This is a genomic window from Moraxella canis (assembly GCF_034424565.1).
GTDB lineage: Bacteria > Pseudomonadota > Gammaproteobacteria > Pseudomonadales > Moraxellaceae > Moraxella > Moraxella canis.
The window spans coordinates 394,367-413,983 of the sequence record NZ_CP139961.1 but is presented as its reverse complement, the minus strand read 5'-3'; the positions used below and the strand labels follow the sequence as shown (position 1 = coordinate 413,983).

General features: G+C 46.4%; 16 protein-coding genes. 9 read left to right on the top strand and 7 right to left on the bottom strand.

Features of this window, described 5'->3' with window-relative positions:
• The first annotated feature begins 285 nt into the window (after nucleotides 1-285).
• The gene (locus U0021_RS01755) at nucleotides 286-2,316 is read left to right on the top strand and encodes a UvrD-helicase domain-containing protein (RefSeq protein WP_114800094.1); all 2,031 of its coding nucleotides are present in this window, start codon (nucleotides 286-288) and stop codon (nucleotides 2,314-2,316) included.
• A gap of 78 nt (nucleotides 2,317-2,394) precedes the next feature.
• Here the strand turns inward: U0021_RS01755 and betA are convergent, their stop codons facing one another.
• Both betA and betB read right to left on the bottom strand, forming a co-directional pair.
• Complete coding sequence (gene betA, locus U0021_RS01750) at nucleotides 2,395-4,110, bottom strand: choline dehydrogenase (protein ID WP_078255643.1); 1,716 nt, start codon at nucleotides 4,108-4,110, stop codon at nucleotides 2,395-2,397.
• 47 nt (nucleotides 4,111-4,157) lie between these two features.
• Nucleotides 4,158-5,651, bottom strand: a complete 1,494-nt coding sequence (gene betB / locus U0021_RS01745) for a betaine-aldehyde dehydrogenase (RefSeq protein WP_114800093.1) — start codon at nucleotides 5,649-5,651, stop codon at nucleotides 4,158-4,160.
• A 295-nt stretch (nucleotides 5,652-5,946) separates the two neighbouring features.
• On the opposite strand from betB, the gene betT reads away from it, so the two are divergent.
• On the top strand, nucleotides 5,947-7,968 hold the full coding sequence (gene betT, locus U0021_RS01740) for a choline BCCT transporter BetT (protein ID WP_114800092.1): 2,022 nt from the start codon (nucleotides 5,947-5,949) through the stop codon (nucleotides 7,966-7,968).
• Nucleotides 7,969-8,008: 40 nt separating this feature from the next.
• On the opposite strand, the gene U0021_RS01735 is transcribed toward betT, so the two are convergent.
• Complete coding sequence (locus U0021_RS01735; protein WP_114800111.1) at nucleotides 8,009-9,181, bottom strand: MFS transporter; 1,173 nt, start codon at nucleotides 9,179-9,181, stop codon at nucleotides 8,009-8,011.
• A gap of 253 nt (nucleotides 9,182-9,434) precedes the next feature.
• Between U0021_RS01735 and U0021_RS01730 the strand changes: the two genes are divergently transcribed.
• From U0021_RS01730 to U0021_RS01715, 4 genes are all read left to right on the top strand, one after another.
• On the top strand, nucleotides 9,435-10,691 hold the full coding sequence (locus U0021_RS01730; RefSeq protein WP_114800091.1) for an FAD-dependent monooxygenase: 1,257 nt from the start codon (nucleotides 9,435-9,437) through the stop codon (nucleotides 10,689-10,691).
• 40 nt (nucleotides 10,692-10,731) lie between these two features.
• Complete coding sequence (locus U0021_RS01725; RefSeq protein WP_078255648.1) at nucleotides 10,732-11,109, top strand: CidA/LrgA family protein; 378 nt, start codon at nucleotides 10,732-10,734, stop codon at nucleotides 11,107-11,109.
• Nucleotides 11,110-11,114: 5 nt separating this feature from the next.
• Nucleotides 11,115-11,828 carry an LrgB family protein gene (locus U0021_RS01720; RefSeq protein ID WP_114800090.1) on the top strand — a complete coding sequence of 238 codons (714 nt, stop codon included), beginning with the start codon at nucleotides 11,115-11,117 and terminating at the stop codon, nucleotides 11,826-11,828.
• 79 nt (nucleotides 11,829-11,907) lie between these two features.
• Complete coding sequence (locus U0021_RS01715; protein WP_114800089.1) at nucleotides 11,908-13,473, top strand: Na/Pi cotransporter family protein; 1,566 nt, start codon at nucleotides 11,908-11,910, stop codon at nucleotides 13,471-13,473.
• A 48-nt stretch (nucleotides 13,474-13,521) separates the two neighbouring features.
• Here U0021_RS01715 and U0021_RS01710 read toward each other — a convergent pair whose 3' ends face one another.
• On the bottom strand, nucleotides 13,522-14,130 hold the full coding sequence (locus U0021_RS01710) for a 3'-5' exonuclease (protein WP_049235716.1): 609 nt from the start codon (nucleotides 14,128-14,130) through the stop codon (nucleotides 13,522-13,524).
• A gap of 8 nt (nucleotides 14,131-14,138) precedes the next feature.
• Nucleotides 14,139-15,953, bottom strand: a complete 1,815-nt coding sequence (locus U0021_RS01705) for a DUF294 nucleotidyltransferase-like domain-containing protein (protein WP_114800088.1) — start codon at nucleotides 15,951-15,953, stop codon at nucleotides 14,139-14,141.
• A gap of 209 nt (nucleotides 15,954-16,162) precedes the next feature.
• Here U0021_RS01705 and dcd point away from each other — a divergent pair, with 209 nt between their 5' ends.
• The 3 genes from dcd to U0021_RS01690 all read left to right on the top strand — a co-directional run bounded on the left by dcd (nucleotide 16,163) and on the right by U0021_RS01690 (nucleotide 17,830).
• Nucleotides 16,163-16,738: a dCTP deaminase gene (gene dcd, locus U0021_RS01700; RefSeq protein WP_078255651.1), complete on the top strand. Its 576-nt coding sequence runs from the start codon at nucleotides 16,163-16,165 to the stop codon at nucleotides 16,736-16,738.
• A 216-nt stretch (nucleotides 16,739-16,954) separates the two neighbouring features.
• On the top strand, nucleotides 16,955-17,248 hold the full coding sequence (locus U0021_RS01695) for a polyhydroxyalkanoic acid system family protein (protein ID WP_114800087.1): 294 nt from the start codon (nucleotides 16,955-16,957) through the stop codon (nucleotides 17,246-17,248).
• Nucleotides 17,249-17,278: 30 nt separating this feature from the next.
• Nucleotides 17,279-17,830, top strand: coding sequence for a DUF4126 domain-containing protein (locus tag U0021_RS01690; RefSeq protein WP_264756293.1), 552 nt, complete (start codon nucleotides 17,279-17,281; stop codon nucleotides 17,828-17,830).
• Between the two features lie 55 nt (nucleotides 17,831-17,885).
• Here U0021_RS01690 and truD read toward each other — a convergent pair whose 3' ends face one another.
• Both truD and U0021_RS01680 read right to left on the bottom strand, forming a co-directional pair.
• Nucleotides 17,886-18,971 (bottom strand): tRNA pseudouridine(13) synthase TruD, encoded by a 1,086-nt coding sequence (gene truD / locus U0021_RS01685; RefSeq protein ID WP_114800085.1) that lies wholly within the window; start codon nucleotides 18,969-18,971, stop codon nucleotides 17,886-17,888.
• Nucleotides 18,972-19,003: 32 nt separating this feature from the next.
• Nucleotides 19,004-19,603: a DUF1543 domain-containing protein gene (locus U0021_RS01680; protein ID WP_205276499.1), complete on the bottom strand. Its 600-nt coding sequence runs from the start codon at nucleotides 19,601-19,603 to the stop codon at nucleotides 19,004-19,006.
• Between the last annotated feature and the right edge of the window lie 14 nt (nucleotides 19,604-19,617).

The window sequence follows — 19,617 nt, the reverse complement described above, 5'->3', positions numbered from 1 at the left end:
AGATTGACCAAGGATTGCCATGACGTCTTTATAAAACATATCTTTAGGTGAATAGTCATGCAAAGCTTGGCAATCGCCACTGTAGCATAAAAAATTGACTTGGGCAAACTGTGTTTGTGCTTTTTGAAGCATTGATAAATCAAATTAGATCTTGGATAAATTGGGTGAATTTATTTGGGAAACCGCCAAAAATCTTCTATAATAAGGGTTTATTTTGATCATTCACCAAAACCAATCCAGCGGCTTATGATAACCAATCGCTGAATTGTCAAGTATAAGGCAGCCATGAGTAAGCTAAATCCCCGCCAATTAGAAGCTTTAAATCACACCCAAGGTCCGCTGCTGGTGCTGGCTGGTGCTGGCTCAGGCAAAACTTCGGTCATCACCCAAAAGATTGCGCATTTGATTGAAAATTGCCGCATTCCTGCTGATCGCATCACTGCAGTGACATTTACCAACAAAGCGGCGCGTGAGATGAAATCGCGCGTCCAAAAGCTGCTATCCAGCGAAAAATCTCGCGGGCTGACTGTCTCTACATTTCACCAGTTTGGGCTACAGTTTTTGCGCTATGAATTAAAACACACGCCGCTAAAATCCAATTTTTCAATTTTGGATGCAGATGACTGTCATCGCCTGCTAGCCGAGCTGATGGTGCGTGATAACTTAAGCGGTGCTGAGCGCCGTGAGCTGGTGCATGAAGCCATCAAGAAAATCTCTGATTGGAAAAATGATCTCATTGCGCCCGAAGATGCCGCCGAAACCCTGGACGATCCTGAAGATTTGGGATTTGTGCATTTGTATGAATTGTACGAGCGTAATTTGCGAGCGTACAATGCGGTTGATTTTGATGATTTGATCGTCATGCCTGTGCGCATCTTAAGGGAAAATCACGAGGTCAAAGACAAGTGGCAAAATCGCATCCGCTATCTGCTGGTGGATGAATATCAAGACACCAATACCGCACAGTATGAACTGATTAAATTGTTGGTTGGGAGTATTGGGCGATTTACGGTCGTGGGTGATGACGATCAGTCGATTTATACATGGCGAGGTGCTAAGCCTGAAAATATGGCGCTCTTAAAGCAAGATTTCCCCAATCTTGAGGTAGTGAAGCTTGAGCAAAACTATCGCTCAACCAATCACATCTTAGGCGCTGCCAACGCGGTCATCGCCAACAACGAGCATATGTTTGAAAAATCGCTTTGGTCTGATAAGGGTGATGGCGAAACAATCCGCATCATTACTTGTAATAATGATTTTGATGAAGCTGAACGCGTCGCCAAAGAAATTTTGACGCATCGGCTGCGCAATAATCATACTTGGGATAAATATGCGGTGCTATATCGCAGTAACTTTCAGGCTCGAGCACTGGAGGCTCAGCTAAGACAGCTTGAGATTCCTTATAAATTGTCCGGCGGCACGTCGTTCTTTGCGCGTACCGAAATCAAAGATTTGATGGGCTATCTTCGTATTATCATTAATCCTGATGACGATGCGGCGTTTTTGCGAGTGATTAATACCCCTAAGCGCGGTATCGGTTCGGCGACGCTTGAAAAGCTTGGGCTATTTGCGCAGCATTGCGGTACATCGCTACTCGGCGCGTGTACTCGTGCGGGTGTCAAAGAGGCGCTGGGGGCTAAGGCAGGCGCGACGATTCAGTCTTTTGGGGAATTTATCGAGCACTACACACGTGAGCTGCATGATAACAGCGATCCGATGCCCTTGGTGCGTCAGATGATTACTGAGACAGGCTATATTGAGTATGTCAAAGAAAGCTCCAAAAATCCCCAACAAGAAAAAGGACGCTTAGATAATATCGAAGCGCTGTACTCAAGCATCACCGCGCTCATCAATCGAGCCGAAGATGAAGATGATAAGACGATTGATGTGGTGATTCGTAAGATGGTGCTCTTGGATATGCTTGAGCAGCAGCAAGAAGAAGAAAATACCAACAAGGTCAATCTGATGACGCTGCACGCCGCCAAAGGTCTTGAGTTTGATTATGTATATATCATCGGCTGCGAAGAAAAACTGCTGCCGCATGTCAATTCAATTCTCACTGCCAATATCGAAGAAGAGCGCCGACTGATGTATGTTGGGATCACCAGAGCCAAAAGCGAGCTGACTTTATTGCTGTGCAGGCAGCGCCGATCTGGCATGGATTTTAAGGAGGTGTCGCCTTCAAGGTTCCTAAATGAGCTGCCAAGGGAGCATTTATCTGGCGGCGGCGCTGTCGTCAAAAAAGAAGACCCCAAAAAAGTCGCTGAAAATTATCTGGCGAATATCCAAGCCATGCTCGCCGCCAAGAAAAAATAATGATTAAAACTGACAATGAAAAAAGCTGCATCGCATGGATACAGCTTTTTTGCTAGCTACTTATGAGCTGCCTATTTTTTAGATCAGCATGTCGTCACTAAACGCTCTGAGTGGCTCACCGCGCACTGTGTTTGGATTGGCTTTATAATAGCTGGCAGTTGATTTGGGCAGTTTTTGACCACGAATGGCGTCACTGATTTTTTCGGCGATCATGATCGTGGTGGCGTTTAGGTTGCCTGTGATAATCAGCGGCATGATCGACGCATCGACCACGCGTAAGCCTTCTAAGCCATGCACGCGACCTTGTCCATCAACCACCGCCATCTCATCATCACCCATCTTGCAACTACAAGAAGGGTGATAGGCAGTTTCGGCGTGATTGCGCACAAACTCATCAAGCTCTTGATCGGTTTTGGCGTGTCGGCTCGGGCTGATTTCACGACCGCGAAATTCATCCAAGGCTGGCTGGTGCATGATCTCGCGTGTAATACGGATGCCATCACGGAATTCTTGCCAGTCTTGCTCGTGCGACATATAGTTAAATAAAATGCTGGGGTGATCGTGTGGATTCAGTGATTTTAGGCGGATGCGTCCGCGTGAGGGCGAGCGCATCGACCCAACATGCGCCTGAAATCCATGCTCATTGACGGCGTTGGTACCATTATAATTAATCGCAACAGGTAAAAAATGGTACTGGATATTTGGCCACTCAAATTCAGGGCGACTTCTGATGAATCCACCTGCTTCAAATTGATTGCTTGCGCCGATGCCTGTACCCATAAATAGCCATTCGGCACCGATGGCAGGCTGGTTGTACCATTTTAGGGCAGGATAAAGCGAGACAGGGCGTTTACATTCATACTGTAGATACATCTCAAGATGGTCTTGTAGATTTTCGCCCACGCCTGGTAGGTCTTGGACGACGCCAATGCCAAATTCATCCAAAAGCGCCTTTGGACCGACACCTGAGCGCTGTAAGATCTGTGGCGATGCGATCGCGCCAGAAGAGATGATGACTTCACGATTGGCGTGGACGGTGATTGGGTTTTTATCATTACCTTGTAGATACTGTACACCGATCGCGCGCTTGCCAGAAAATAACACTTTATCGGTGACGGCATGGGTTTTGATGGTAAGATTAGGGCGGTGTTTTGCCATATCCAAATAGCCACGCGCGGTGCTAGAGCGTCGACCTTTTGGTGTGACGGTTCTGTCCATCGGACCGAAGCCTTCTTGCTGATAGCCATTCAAGTCATCAGTACGCGGATAGCCAGCTTGTACGCCAGCTTCGACCATCGCATCGAACAGCACATTATTACCGATTTTACTATTTTTATAAGATGTGGTGACACTCACAGGTCCTTGACCACCGTGATACTCATTTTCGCCGACATCGCGAGTTTCAGATTTTTTATAATAAGGTAGGCAGTCGGCATAAGTCCAGTCTTCAAGACCGCCAAGCTTTGCCCAGTTATCCAAATCCATCGCATTGCCGCGAATATAGCACATCCCATTAATGAGCGATGAGCCGCCCAAGCCTTTACCGCGTCCACATTCCATTCTGCGGTTATTCATGTGCGGCTCGGGGTCGGTGAGATATGCCCAATTATAGCGGCGACCTTGTAAAGGATAAGCAAGCGCAGCTGGCATTTGAGTACGAAAATCAAGGCGATAATCAGGTCCGCCTGCTTCTAATAACAGCACAGAGACATCGCTATCTTCGGTTAGGCGAGTCGCCAAGACGTTACCTGCTGAGCCTGCGCCGACGATGATATAATCATAAGTTTGAGTCATATGTTTTCCTTGGTGTGAATGGGGCTGATATAAAATTTAATCGTCAATCAATGGTCAAACACTGAGCTAAATTCGCCCATCTCAACCTGAACAGATTTGATCTGTGTATAATGATTTAACGTGGTTAGCCCATTTTCACGACCAACGCCAGACTGCTTATAGCCGCCCACAGGCATCTTAGCGTCAGACTCACCCCAAGTATTGATCCAGCAAATACCTGCTTCTAGCTGATGGATGATGCGATGCGCTTGATTCAGATTGGGTGTCACCACGCCAGCTGCCAAGCCGTAATCAGTATCATTGGCGCGTCTGATGACTTCTTCTTCATCCTGATAAGTCAAAATACTCATGACTGGTCCAAAAATCTCATCTGTGACAATGCTCATGTCATCTTGACAGTCGGTAAATACTGTCGGCAGGACAAATGCACCAGCTTCCAAGGCATTGCCATCGCCAATCTTGATGTCAGATGTGCCGGCGCGACCACCGCCGCATAATACGGTTGCGCCTTCTGATTTGCCTTTTTCGATATAATCAAGCACTTTTTTCATGTGGTTGTGGCTGACGACAGGCCCCATATTGGTGGCATCATCGGTGGGGTCGCCTAAGCGAATTTTATCAACACGCGCCTTGATGGCGGATTCAAAGTCGGATTTTAATGACTCAGGCACAAACACGCGCGTGCCATTGGTGCAGACCTGACCTGAACTATAAAAGTTCGCCATCATCGCGATGTCTGCTGCCAAATCTATATTGGCATCTGGGCAGATGATGAGCGGAGACTTGCCACCAAGCTCCATCGTGACTTCTTTGAGCGATGAAGCGGCAGCCGCTGCCATGACTTTTTTGCCCGTATCAACCGAGCCTGTAAATGAGATTTTGGCAATATCAGGATGCTCGCTTAGATAAGCACCGACATCACCGCCACCTTGAACCACATTAAATACGCCATCTGGCAGACCTGCTTCGGTGTAGATTTCCGCCAGTTTCAGCGCCGTTAAAGGGGTGACTTCACTGGGCTTAAAAATCATCGCATTACCAGCGGCAAGTGCAGGCGCTGATTTCCACAGCGCAATCTGAATCGGATAATTCCAAGCGCCGATACCTGCAACAACCCCAAGTGGCTCGCGGCGCGTATAAAAATAACTGTCTGGTCTGAGCGGTACTTGTATGCCTTCAATCGCTGTGGCAAGCCCAGCATAATATTCAAGCACATCGGCGCCTGTGACGATATCTACCGTCGTTGTCTCGCTCATGGCTTTGCCGCTGTCGGCGGTCTCAAGTTTGGCAAGCTCATCATTGCGCGCACGCAAAATCTCAACGGCTTTTAACAAAATGCGCGAACGCTCAACCGCAGTCATCGCCGCCCAAATCTTTTGACCAGCTTTGGCACTTTCGACTGCTTTATCGACATCTTGCTGACTGGCTGACTGTACTTTTGTGATCACTTCACCTGTCGCAGGATTGATGGTATCAAAGGTCTCACCACTGGTGGCATCGACATAGCGCCCATTGATATAAAGTTGTTTGGTGTCTGACATGGTATGCTCCAAATTCATTTTGCTTGTCTGTCATTAATAACCGATAAAGATGAGAAACGAGTTATCTGAATTATTATCATTGTTTATCAGTAAGTTAATAATTGATTAGATAATTTAACTTGTCATCTTTTAAAATATGGTATATCATAACAAAATTCTAAAAATTACGCAAATTATTGATTTTAATAACAATTTTTGGTTATTTTTCTGTAATTTTAAGATGTTTTTAAACATAATTTGTGTAATTTTTTGTAAATTTATTCAACTTTAATAAATAAAATATCAAGAGTATTTTATGGATGTACAAGCTCAAGGTAGTCGTCTGAACCGTACGGTTTTCTTTTTATCTGCCGCGATTATTATCTTTTTTAGTATTTATACGATGCTGTTTAATGACAGTGCTTCTGTGATTTTAGACAGCGTATTGGCGTGGGTAAGTACCACCTTTGGATGGTACTATTTCTTTGCAGCGTCCGCTTATATTATGTTTGTGCTGATTTTGGCGTGTTCGCGTTATGGCAGTATTAAGCTTGGTCCGAAGCACTCGCAGCCTGAATATAGCTTATTGACTTGGTCGTCGATGCTGTTTGCGGCAGGTATCGGGATTGATATCATGTTCTTTGCGGTGGCAGAGCCGATCATGCAGTACATGAATCCGCCTGTGGGTGATGGTCAGACGGTCGAAGCGGCAAGACAGGCGCTGACCTGGACGATTTTTCATTATGGCTTGACGGGATGGTGTATGTACGCCTTGGTGGGGATTGCGCTTGGATATTTTGCGTATCGTTATAACCTGCCACTGACCATCCGCTCAGCACTGTATCCGATGATCGGCAAAAAAATTAACGGTCCTGCTGGTGATGCGGTGGATGTGGCTGCCATATTGGGGACGATTTTTGGGATTGCGACGACATGCGGCATCGGGGTGGTGCAGCTGAATTATGGCTTGCATGTGATTTTTGATTTGCCTGAAAATTTGCTGTGGCAGGTGATTTTGATTTCTTTGGCAGTTGCGATCACCATCGTATCGGCGACGACTGGCGCCTCAAAGGGTATCAAAATCTTATCAGAGCTCAATATTTATTTTGCGCTTGGTTTGATTTTGTTCATTTTATTTTTGGGGAATACTGAGTTTTTGTTAAATGCCATCGTGCTCAATATTGGCGACTATATCAGCCGCTTTCCTGCGCTGACTTTGGATACTTTTGCTTATGGTCAAGACCCTGATCAAAAACAATGGATTCAAGATTGGACGCTATTTTTTTGGGCATGGTGGATTGCTTGGTCACCATTTGTGGGATTGTTTTTGGCGAAAATTTCTAAAGGTCGCACCATTCGTCAGTTTGTCATCGGTACGCTGTCGATACCGTTCATGTTTACCCTAGCGTGGCTGTCAGTCATGGGTAATGGTGCGCTGAATGAAGTGTTTATGGGGAATATTGCCTTTGCCGAAAAAATCATCGCACGTCCTGAAATTGGCTTTTATGAGCTGTTGTCGCATTATCCTTGGTTTTCGGTGACAGCGATTTTGGCATTTGTTTCGGGGCTGCTATTTTATGTGACTTCTGCGGATTCAGGCGCGATTGTGCTGAGTAATTTTAGCTTCAAAGGCGAAAATAACGACGAGACACCGCCTTTATGGATTCGGCTATTTTGGGCGATCGCCATTGGTATGCTGACCGCTGCCATGCTTATGACTGATGGCATCAGCGCGCTCCAAAAAGCTACCATTATCATGGGCTTGCCATTTAGTTTTGTGATGTTTTTTGTGATGACTGGGCTATTTAAATCCTTGCGCTTAGAAGATTTTCGCGCCGAAAGTAATAAGCCTAATGCCGCACCAATCGCAGGTAATGTGGATATTGAAAATTGGCGCGAGCGTCTAACGCGGGTGACAGCTTATGCAGACGCCGATCAGGCGCGCCAAATGCTAGATCAGTCCTGCCTGCCTGCGATGCAAGCGTTGGTATCGGAGTTTGCGAACATTGGTCTTAAGGCGTCGGTCATCCAAACCCCAAGCGAAGATGACGCCCAACTGTATCAAGCGACTTTTACGATTAGCTTTGAAGATGAGTATGATTTTAGCTATGGCATTTATCCGGTTAAATATCCTGTGCCTAATCGTCCGACCGTTGATGATGGTCAAGAGTTTTATTATCGACTTGAGACACATCTATTAGAAGGATTGCAGGGTAATGATTTGTCAGGATATAGTAAAGAGCAAGTGATCAATGATATCCTAGACAGATACGAGCGCCATCGTGCGTTTTTGCATCTCAATCGTGAAACACCAGGTAATCGCCCTGTCTTTGAGTGATACATTGAAGCCCCAGCTTTGGGGCTTTTTTAGGCAAGTATTAAGCGTGCTTTCGCATAAACACAGTCACGACGCCCAAAGCAATCATCTGAACCACTAAGATCAGACCAACGGTCCACAGCCATTTGCCTTGAGCATAAGCCAAGGCACATGCCCACGCACCGATGAAGCCACCGCCATAATAACCCATATAATATAGCCCTGACGCCAATGATCGACCTTCGCTGACATGACTGGTCAAATAGCTGATGGTCGCAGACTGAGTGATGAACACGCCAGAGGACATCAAGGTCAGCCCCACAATCACCACGCTCAAAGGTGTAAATAATGTCATCAATATACCGCTAATAGATATCAAAACCGCCATAAGTATCGTAGAGGTCATCCCAAAGCGTGTCACCACGCGCGCGGATAATGGCGTGATGACCATACCTATCAAATAAATGGCAAAAATATTGGCAAGGTTGGCAGGCGTGAGCAGATATGGACTTTCTGACAGATGAAGATTGATGAATGTAAAACAGCCCACCAAGCTAAACAATACGCACGCTCCCAAAAAACCACTACAAATGACGTGGGGATTTTTGGCATGCGAAAATAGCGTGGTGAATGCTGTGCGAAAATTTTCAGAAATGATAAAATTTTGTGAACGGGGCAGAGATTTCCATGCCCACAGCGCACCAATCAAGGTGCATATTGCCATCACCACATAGCCGTAGCGCCAACCAATAAAATGCTCCAAATGTCCGGCAAAAAACCGCCCACTAAAACCGCCAAGCACCGTCCCTGAGACATAAAGTGACATCATGGTTGCAAGTTTAGAGCTGTATTCTTCACTGATATAAGCAATCAAGACCACTGTAATGCCAGGTACGCTCACCCCTTGTAAAAACCGCCAAAAAATCACTTCATGGATACTGCTTGCCATACCAATCAGCGCTGTTGGCAGCGTAAGCATAAGCAGTGAGCCGACAATGAACGGCTTTCTGCCGACAGCATCAGACAGCATGCCCATAAATGGTGAGATCAGCGCAATGGCAAGCACGGTCGCACCTACTGCCATCCCTGCTTGAACTTCGGTCGCCTGAAGATCTGTCATCAGCACAGGTAAAATCGCCTGAACCGAATACACCTGCAAAAACGCAAAAAATCCAATCATGGCAATGGTGAATTTTTCACTTAAGGTTGGCAGATGGGAGTGAAGAGTAGTCATAGTCTTATTTTGGATAAAATTTGTGCCATATTGTAGCACAGATGAGGCTAATAGGATTGAGTGATAAAAACTTTCAAATTAAGATGATTTGTATAATCAATTTGATATGACTAATGAATGGTTCATCTTGGGCTTTATTCGCTCAAACCACCGAAAAGTTGTGTTTATCAAATAATCTGTCAATTTTGCCAAATCATTCTACAAAAATGCTAAAATATCGCCTTTTAATCCTTAAGATAAGTAGGAAATTGATATGGCACAGACTCAGGAGAGGGTATTGATCGTCGGCGGTGGTAATGTCGGCTTATCATTTGCTTTATTGTTGGCGCATCATGGCATCAAAAGCACGCTTGTTGAGCATCATCGCTATCCGACCATTGAGCCTGACGAAGATCGCGCACGCACGCAGTACTTAGACAGCCGTAATACGGCATTGTCGCGCCGCACGGTGCAGATTTATCAAGAAATTGGGCTTTGGCCGCGTCTTCAGAGTCACGCCTGTCATATTGATCAAGTGAAAATCAGTGAGCTTGGCAGCTTTGGGCATGCCACCTTAAATAAACACGAAGAAGGCGTGGAAAGCTTTGGGCAAGTGATGGAAAACGCACATTTGGGCAGGCAATTATTACTGGCGGTCAAGGACAGTCCTTTGATTGACTTGTACGATGGCGCAAGTGTGATTGATATAGCTCAAGATGAAGTCAGTGCAAGCATTACGGTGAAATTTGATGACGATCAAATCAAAACCTTAACAGCGCCGCTTGTGGTGGCTTGTGATGGGCAGCATTCGGCGGTGCGCAGTCTATTAAATATCGGTGTCGATACTCACGACTATGAGCAAGTGGGCATCGTCGGCGTGGTACAAACTGACAAAGCGCATGAACATACAGCGATTGAGCGCTTTAGTACGGCTGGACCTTTGGCGGTGTTGCCTTTGACGGATGGCGTCGGTGATGGCGGAACAGATCAGACGGCAGGCTATCGCCGCTCAGTGGTGTTTATTTGTCCAAAAGGTGAAGAAGGGCGATATTTGGGTGATGATGATTATTATCTTCAGACGCTCCAAACAGTCTTTGGGGCGGCGGCAGGGCGATTTGTGGCGACAGGCAAGCGCGGCGCCTATCCACTGACCAAAGTACTGGCGCATCGTCAGGTGTCGGGTCGCTTCGTCATCATGGGTAATGCTGCTCATACCCTGCATCCTGTGGCAGGTCAAGGATTTAATCTGTGCCTAAGAGATGCGTATGCACTGGCAAATATGCTGGCAAACGCAGTCGCCAAAGAAGGCAATCAGGTGGATTTGGGTCAATATGATCGCTTAATCCGTTATGAAAATGCTCGCCAAAAAGACCAAAAACGCGTCATCAAATTCTGCGATACCGTCGTTGGCAGCTTTTGTCACCCCAATCCTGTGATGAAGTTTGCGCGTAATGTGGGCTTGATTTGTTTTGATAAAGTGCCAGGCATCAAGCCTTTGGTGGCAACTTATGCCATGGGGCTTAAGTCTTGATTTTTATCAGCCATACAGCGATACAGTATAAGGATGTGTCATGGTCTTAAAAGCGATAATGATTGTATTTGGGTGCTTATTTTTGGGTCAGGTCATCGTGGGTTTATTTGATTTGCCGCTGCCGCCGAGTGTGATTGGGCTGATTTTGCTATTTTTGGCGCTGCAGACAGGATTGGTCAAGCTGACCACCATCGAAAAACTTGCCAAAGTATTGATGGATTATTTGGTGCTGCTTGTCGTGCCTGCTTGTATTTCCATCATGCAATATCTGGATATCATTCGTGATGATTTTTGGGTGCTGATCATCGGCGTGAGCGTCAGCACGATCTTGGTGCTGCTGACTTCGGCAGGCTCATATACTTGGCTAAGAAAGCGTCAAAAATCCCACGCTCAAGCCATCAAAAAACAAGGTAGATAAGTCTGATGAATCAATTGATGACGCTGTATCCGACGCTGTCTACCAGCCCATTTTTATTACTGATGCTTTTGATGGGGGTGTTTGAGCTATCAGTTTGGGCAAGAGCACGCCTTAATCAGCCTTTGATTAACCCGACTTTGGTGACCACCATTGTTGTTATCTTGATCTTAAAATTTGCTGATATTGAGTGGCAAGCGTTTGATAAAGCCAGTAGCTATATCACCTTTTGGCTTCAGCCTGTGGTGGTCTGTTTGGCGGTGCCTTTGTATATTCAGTGGCAAAAAATTCGTGCGCAGTGGCTGCCGATTTTGGTGTCTCAATTTGTAGCGAGTGTTGTGGGCATTGTCTCGGGCGTGTGGATCGTGCGGGCACTGGGCGGCAGTCATGACAGTATGATCGCGACGGCGGCGAAGTCTGTGACGATGCCGATTGCCATTGAAGTGACCGAAGCTTTGGGCGGGATCATTGGCATCACAGCGGCAACTGTACTGATTGCAGGCGTGGTGGGTCAGATTTTTGGTGTTTGGATACTTTATCGATCAGGCATGAGATTGCCGATGGGTATGGGGCTGTCGCTTGGTTCGGCATCACATGCGCTTGGCACAGTGCGCTCAATGCAGCTGGGCGGGCGTTATGTGGCTTATGCCACGCTGGGTTTGATTCTAAATGGCATTATGACGGCATTTTTGGCGCCGCTGCTGGTGCCTTGGCTGGTATAGTGCATATAAAACACTTTTTATTTTAAACCGAAAAGCAGTGCAACTGCCTTTGATTCTCATCCATAAACTTAAGAAAATTATGCAACAAATCATCATTCAGCTGTGTGGCGGGATTGGGCTATTTTTGCTTGGCATGAGTCTGATGACGGACAGCCTAAAGGCGATGGCGGGCGAAAGCTTGCGCGCATGGCTTGGGCGTTTTACTGGTTCGCCGACTAAGGCGATGCTATCGGGCATTGGCTTTACGCTGGTAGTGCAGTCGTCGACCGCCACCACTTTGGCAACCATTGGCTTTGTTAGTGCAGGCGTTTTGTCGTTTGCTCAAGCCATCGGCGTGATCATCGGCGCCAATATCGGTACGACCAGCACAGGCTGGATGGTGGCTTTGCTTGGGCTGAAATTTTCGGTATCGATGGTGGCTTTGCCGATGGTGGGCGTGGGCGCACTGATGAAGCTTTTGGGGCGTAATACCATGGGCTTGTTGGGGCTTGCGTTGGCGGGCTTTGGGCTTTTGTTCATTGGTATTGATTTTTTGCAAGAGTCGATGGCGGGCGTCGCCAATCAGGTGGACTTGGGCAGATTTTCAGGCGATACACTGCTTACTCAGCTGCTATTGGTGCTGGTTGGGATCATTATGACGATCCTGCTTCAGTCATCGAGTGCAGCGATTGCAGCGACTTTGGCTGCGCTGGCAGGCGGGGCGATTGACATGCCACAAGCACTGATTTTGGTGATTGGGCAAAATATTGGTACGGTGGCTACGGCGATATTGGCAGCCATCGGTGCGACAGTGAGTGCTAAGCGTACGGCAGCGGTGCATGTGGTATTTAACCTAGGGACGGCAGTGGTGGCGTTCTTTGTGCTGATGCCTGCGACTTTATGGCTGACCCAAAACTCGTTTTTGGCAACTTGGGATGATGTTTTGGTCATTGCCTTTTTTCATACGGCATTTAGTGCGATGGGTGCGCTGATTTTTATGCCATTTACGCATCAATTTCAACTGCTGCTTGAAAAATTGATCCCTGAAAAAATTGATGCAGGTCACACGCATTATCTGGATGATAGCTTATTTTCGGTGCCCGCTGTCGCCATCGGCGCTGCAAAACATGCGCTGTGTCAGACGACCGCCGAGACTTTTGAGCAATTCATCCAAGCCTGCCGTGGGCAAATCTTAGGCACTCAAATCAGCGTCGGCGCGCTCGATGACAGTCTGGCTCGGGTGGACGAGTATTTACAAAAGATGCCCGTGCCTCAGTCGCAAGCCGATCAAGAAAGGCTGATGGCACTTTTGCAGTTGGTGGTTTATATTCGTGTGATTCGTGATGATTTGCTCAATGGTGCTTATATTGATTTGTTGCGCACGGATTTAGAGGATCATTTGGTGCGTGCGGTGGATCAGTTTGAAGAGCTGACGGCATTTTTGTACAATATGCCAAAACTCTTGCCAAGCCAATTTGTGGACAGCTTCGTGGCGTTTGGCGATAATATGAAAGCCCAAAAAAATGATGTGCGTTTATCAATCATTGAGCAGTCCGCGCAGACGCAGCATCACGCCTCTGATGCGCTTGATATGATCGTGGCGCGACGATGGCTTGATAGACTCGTTAAGCACACCGCCAAGATGGTGATTTTGCTTGGTAAATGATTTGTGAATTAAATGAATTTTATTTTATTAAATTCTACCAAGTTTTAGCTATACTTTTCGATGCTTTAAGGCAAGGTACATCATCGCCACATTGATGGCGTCGTTCAAAGCATCATGCCTTGGTAAATCGGGTATCCCTAAGGATTTGACCATTCCTGCCATGGTCAAATCCACATAGCTGTCATAGTATTTATTTTTGGTTTCTTGGGCATGAAATAGCCGAGAGACTTCAATTTGTGGCTGTGGCAACTTGATACCAAGCATGGGTTTTAAAAACTTATTGACCATCGCCACATCATATTCCAAAAAATATCCCACAAGCGGTCGCCCGCCCACAAATTGTAAAAACTGCTCAATGGCATAGTCCACCTTGACGCCACCGCTCAAGTCCTTAGGTCTTAGCCCGTGAATGGTCACATTTGTTGCTTGCATCATGCCCTCAGGCTTGATTAAAATTTCAAAAGTTTCACTGGTTAAGATGCGATTGCCACGGATTTTGACGGCGCCGATGGAGATGATTTGAGCTTCGGAGACATTGAGACTGGTCGTCTCACAATCAAAGCTGACCAATTCATCAGGATGCGTGTCGTACAAAAATTCATAGCGCTTATCCTTGAGCTGACGGCGATAATATTGATGTATTAACTTGTCAAACATAATACGCCCTATGAATATTGCAGATTGAACTGACTGCTGACATGGTGCTTAAACCGCTTCACAACTTGCAAAGCATCTTTTAATAAATCTCGCTCAAGTGTGGATAAATTTTCAGTATCAATTTGGTTTGGGGTGAGTTCTTGGTTATGCTTGAGCGCTGATAGCCCGTTTTTTAGGCGTGTGTTCATCAGATATGCCAATGCCTCTGAGACATCTTGGCTAAGCTGTTTTTCGATCAAGCCCATCTGTGATAGCCGAGCGATGCGCTCAAAGGTGTTGGTTTCGTTGATTTTTGCCTTGAGCGCCAACGCACGCGCGCCATGCACCACAGGAAATGTCCCCATTTTTTTGATGTCCATTTTGTGCTTTTTTTGACCCAAAATCTGCGCAAAAAATCCGCGCCCATCTTCGTCAAACTGATTCACTGCCCGCGCAAAACTCATCAGCATCCCCACATCGCTGTCTAGATACACATTTAGGTGCGCGCGTACTTCATCAAGCAGTGTTTCGTCACCACTGACACATTTGGCATCCATAAAAATCGCCAAATTCATCATATGGTCAGGCGTCGGATTTTTGCACCAGTTGCCCACCGTCTGCTTAAATTCACTCACCGGCTGACACCATGATGGGTTATTGACCATAATTTTGCCTGGGCAGGGCGGATATCCAAATGCAGCCAAAATGTCAGAAAAGCGCTCGGCATAAGGTCGCACCATCTGCATATCAATGCCATCACGGACGATCAGGGCATTGTCTTGATCGGTCTTTAAAACTTGTTCACCTCGACCTTCAGAACCCATCACAACCAAACAAGAGTTTACCACAAGTTCCGCAGGCGCAATCATTCGCCACGCTTTTTCAAACAGGCGGCTATTGAGCACTTGCATCAGTTGGGCTAATTGTTTGGCTTGCATACCATTGGCGTAGAGTGCTGAGATGGTATGGTTCATTTGTGAAGCTACTTGGGTCAGATCATCTAGACTGGTTGCAACTTCTAATTTTTCGGCAATCAAATGGCTGTGATTGGATAAAAATGCTAAAATATCAATTTGTTCAAGCACGCCAATGGGATCACCGTTAGTGGTGACGACCACGCGCTGAATGCGATGATTCATCATTTTTAGTAGTGCACTGAACATAAAATCATCGGCATCAGCACAGATCAAATCAAAGCGTGCCCACAGATGCGTGGCATCATTGGGATTGAGCGTGTCTGATGAGTGAATGAAGGCATCACGAAATACCGACTCGGTCACTAAGCCGATTTTGCCATCATGATGGATGAGTAAGGATTTGGATTTGTTTGCTTGCATGGTTTTGGCAGCGTCGATCAAGCTGATCGAGCCATCATACAGCTCATCATACGAGCGATAAGCATCACGCACTTTGGCGGTGAATAGCCCCGCCAACTCATTTTCGCGGCGATTACCAGATTGATCTTTGAGCTTATCGGCGATATTGGCAAAAAAGTAAGCGCCAAATTCGCCATTTTCTTCGATGAGCGCACGGATGACAGTTTTGGGGATGGCGTATAATAAACTTTGCTCAACTGCAATAAAGCTGTGCCGATACGACTGCTCAAACAGCGCCCGTGTATCAAAACTGTCCGAAGGGTGATACAGTGCCAACACCTCGCCACTGGCATCAATTTCTTTGACCATGCCTTTGATGACGATATATAACGTATCAATGCTATCTTGCGCTTCAATGATGGCAGCATTGTCATCAAAAAACACAATATCTGTCGATTTTTCAAGTACTTGCCTTTGATGATTGGCAAGCGCATTATAAGGCGCGGTACTAAAATCAAAGCGATTCATTCAAGTTATCCTTTTGAGCAGTTTATCCCTAATCAATTCTTGATATATTAGCAGATATCAAGAATTTCACAAGCATCACACAACAAATTCCCGACAAAAACTGTGGATTAATTGGAAGGGTGCTTGGGCGGATTTGTTCAAATCAGCACTACAAAAGACGGGGTAAATACTCTATAATAAAAAGCAATTTAAACACATAAGAGTGAACAATGTCTATCAAATCAGATCGCTGGATTCGTCAAATGGCTGAAACTCATGGCATGATTGAGCCGTTTGAGCCCCATCAGGTGCGCTATAACGCTCAAGGTCAAAAGCTGGTCAGCTACGGCACCTCAAGCTATGGCTATGATGTACGCTGCGCCAATGAATTTAAGGTATTTACCAATGTACATTCTGCCATCGTTGATCCCAAAAACTTCGATGAGCGCAGTTTTATTGATATCATCGGTGATGAGTGTATCATTCCACCGAACTCATTTGCCTTGGCGCGGACGGTTGAGTACTTTCGTATTCCAAGAGATGTGTTGACCATTTGTTTGGGTAAATCCACCTATGCGCGCTGCGGCATTATCGTCAATGTCACGCCGCTTGAGCCTGAATGGGAAGGGCATGTCACCTTAGAATTTAGTAATACCACCAATTTGCCAGCGCGTATCTATGCTGGTGAAGGCGTGGCACAGATGCTGTTTTTCCAATCGGATGCTGATGATGTGTGCCAAACATCTTATAAAGATCGCGGCGGAAAATATCAAGGTCAAACAGGCGTCACCCTACCAAAAACCTAAACGGCTCACCAATCTGTCATGGGTGTGCAGGCTGTGTGATCAGTGGCACGCCCATTTTTTAGTTTTCATGTTAACAAAACTGCCAAACTGGCTTGGCGCAGCTTGCTGTGTTAGTTTTGAGCGTCTAGTAAGTTACAAAACGCCACCCAATCTTAAGATAAAATACGCTAAAATGACAAGTCAATTGAGTTTATTGACTAAGATAAAAGGTTATTTATGAGTGATATTTATTTTGAGCGTACGCACAGTTTGGATTTTGAGAGCGCGCGAGCTAAGGCGCAAGCATGGCTGCAAGAGGCGGAAAATGAGTTTGGTCTGAATATCAATTACATCAAAGGTGATGATAAAGACAGCGCAAGCATCAATAAAGCAGGTGTGGATGCTCAAGCGACTTTGGACGCTGATAAAATCACCTTTCAAGCCAAACTTGGACTGTTCGCCAAACCGCTAAAAGGTGTGATCAGTTCGGGAATCGAAGAAGGCTTGGATAAATATTTTCCTCAAAGCTAATTTGAGATAATCAATAAGGAAGGGATGAGCATGGAGATGATATTGAGCATCTGCTTGGGCATTGGGCTTGCGGCAAGCACGGGTTTTCGTGTGTTTGTGCCTTTGTTTGGGCTGTCTATTGCAGCGCATTTTGGCATCATCCCACTGAGTGATTCGTGGCAGTGGCTTGGCAGCCTCTCTGCCTTGGTCATCTTAGGCGTGGCGAGCATGGTCGAATCGATGGCTTATCTGATTCCATTTGTGGATAATCTGCTTGATACGATCGCGGTGCCTTTGGCAGGCGTGGCAGGTACTTTGGTTATGGCAAGTACTTTGACTGAATTTAGCCCTGCGATGACTTGGGCGCTTGCCATCGTCGCTGGCGGCGGTGCGGCAGCGACCATCAAGACCACCTCTGCTGCCACCAGAGCCGTATCGACCGCCACAACGGCAGGCAGCGCCAATCCTGCCATCGGCATGGCGGAAACGGGCGCGGCGATTGGGCTTTCGGCGGTGTCTATCTTATTTCCTGTGGTTGGGATGATGATCGCTGTGATCGGCATTATTGCGCTGATTTGGATCATGGTTCGTCTCAAGCGCTAATTTGCCAAATAATCCCAATCTCCGCACCAGGCGATGTATCTGACTTTTTATGATCCTAAGTGTGCTTGGAGTGATACTCTTGGACGATCATACGAATCACAACGGTAGCAAATGTACCCTTGGGTAGTCTAAATTCAAGGCACAGATCATCGCCTGATCGCTCCCAAGTCAGATCATGTACCATCAGACGAAGGGGGCGGTATGCTAATTTGGCACCAATTTTTATCAATCCTTGGCAAAGGGTTTGATAACGATCATCGTCAAGCAGCGTATCATAAAGCGCCCGAGCGGTATCGCGATCACGACGATCGCCAATGCCCATGAGTGGTGCGGTTGGGTGGATGTCGCACTGTTTGACGCGACTTTTGATCTCATCTGTCAGCGCATCTTGAAAAATTGAGCCTGTGCCTTCTAAATTAAACACATCGCCCAAGAGCGCCTGATTCCAGGTGCCATCAGCCACGCGCTTGCCAAGCAAGGCATTAAACAGCGCGCTTCTGGCGGCTGATATCATCAGCCCATCTTTTTCGGCAAGCTTTTTGTTGGGGCGATAGGGCTTATTGCTCATCAGCTGCTTTTCAAAAAAGCGATAAGCCTTATCAAGATTTTTACCCTCAATGCCAAAACGCTGCTCACCAAAATAATTCGGCACACCGCCAGATTTGATGCGCTTAAGCGTCTCATCTATGGCACTGATATCGCCTTCAAGATGACGCAGACGAATGGCGAAATGATTGTATTTGTGCGTGCCTCGGTTGAGTTTGCGATTGTGCCAAGTCAGTTTATTGAGTATGAAAGATTCGCCATCATTCAGATGTGCTTTGGTGAAATTTTCCAAAGAAATATCTGGCATGGTCTGACTGGGCAGGCGAATACTAAACCACTGATGCGTGACCGCGTGCCGATCTTTGAGCCCAGAGTAGCCGACATCTCGCGCAAGCACGCCTGCCCAAGTGGCAAGCAGTTTGGCGACATAAGCGGTGTTTAGATTGATCTTGGTGATGTGCAGCCATAGATGTTCGCCACTGCCTGAATGTTCGATGTCTAATATCTCAGTGACGATAAAGTCTTCAGGCATGCTTTTAAAATCAGCACTTAAGGCAGGCGGCTGCCAAGGCAGTGGTAAAGTTGTTGGGCTCATAACTCACTTTTTGGTTATTTATTGATATCAAACTAAATCAGATCTGAATCAAACAGCTTTTTTGGCAGATAGCCAATCACCATCTCATCATCTTTTGCTGCCTCATCGGCGGTGATGCGCAGCTGATACTGTGTCTTGAAGGCTTTGGGTAGCACATCAGCGACTCGGTGAATCTCATCAATATCCACGCCATATTTATCATCAATATGCGATGTGGCGCGCGTGCCTGTGATATCAAATTGTTGATAAAATTCTGATCGCTTGGCGATGGCGACCGCTTCCGACATGTTATTTGCGACGATGAGCAGTTTGTGATGAAATTCCTCAAAATGATTTGGCAAATAACCGCCCAAATTCACAAAATACAGCTGCTTATTATCACCGTCATCAAAAGCATCGCAAGGCTGATCGGTAGAATGCTGCGCACGCGGCACAACTTCGATGCGATAGCCATTGACAGCAGTGACCGCGCGATATGCATCCAGATGCCAAATGTCCGTGATCTCTGGCCACGCCTGCTCAAAATGCGGAATTAATGATTTGACATCATCAGCAATACCAAAGAAAACATCGTGTTGTTCGATCAAACGACCTTTGGGTGTCGCTCCAATTTTCAGCATAAAAAGTTTCACGGCAAAGTCCTTGG

Excerpts from the sequence above, each read along its gene's own strand:
- betB (WP_114800093.1), bottom strand. The coding sequence starts at position 5,651 with ATGTCAGACACCAAACAACTTTATATCAATGGGCGCTATGTCGATGCC.
- U0021_RS01705 (WP_114800088.1), bottom strand. The coding sequence starts at position 15,953 with ATGAATCGCTTTGATTTTAGTACCGCGCCTTATAATGCGCTTGCCAAT.
- U0021_RS01755 (WP_114800094.1), top strand. The coding sequence starts at position 286 with ATGAGTAAGCTAAATCCCCGCCAATTAGAAGCTTTAAATCACACCCAA.
- U0021_RS01715 (WP_114800089.1), top strand. The coding sequence starts at position 11,908 with ATGCAACAAATCATCATTCAGCTGTGTGGCGGGATTGGGCTATTTTTG.
- truD (WP_114800085.1), bottom strand. The coding sequence starts at position 18,971 with ATGAGCCCAACAACTTTACCACTGCCTTGGCAGCCGCCTGCCTTAAGT.
- U0021_RS01735 (WP_114800111.1), bottom strand. The coding sequence starts at position 9,181 with ATGACTACTCTTCACTCCCATCTGCCAACCTTAAGTGAAAAATTCACC.
- U0021_RS01690 (WP_264756293.1), top strand. The coding sequence starts at position 17,279 with ATGGAGATGATATTGAGCATCTGCTTGGGCATTGGGCTTGCGGCAAGC.
- U0021_RS01695 (WP_114800087.1), top strand. The coding sequence starts at position 16,955 with ATGAGTGATATTTATTTTGAGCGTACGCACAGTTTGGATTTTGAGAGC.
- betA (WP_078255643.1), bottom strand. The coding sequence starts at position 4,110 with ATGACTCAAACTTATGATTATATCATCGTCGGCGCAGGCTCAGCAGGT.
- U0021_RS01720 (WP_114800090.1), top strand. The coding sequence starts at position 11,115 with ATGAATCAATTGATGACGCTGTATCCGACGCTGTCTACCAGCCCATTT.
- betT (WP_114800092.1), top strand. The coding sequence starts at position 5,947 with ATGGATGTACAAGCTCAAGGTAGTCGTCTGAACCGTACGGTTTTCTTT.
- U0021_RS01730 (WP_114800091.1), top strand. The coding sequence starts at position 9,435 with ATGGCACAGACTCAGGAGAGGGTATTGATCGTCGGCGGTGGTAATGTC.
- dcd (WP_078255651.1), top strand. The coding sequence starts at position 16,163 with ATGTCTATCAAATCAGATCGCTGGATTCGTCAAATGGCTGAAACTCAT.
- U0021_RS01725 (WP_078255648.1), top strand. The coding sequence starts at position 10,732 with ATGGTCTTAAAAGCGATAATGATTGTATTTGGGTGCTTATTTTTGGGT.
- U0021_RS01710 (WP_049235716.1), bottom strand. The coding sequence starts at position 14,130 with ATGTTTGACAAGTTAATACATCAATATTATCGCCGTCAGCTCAAGGAT.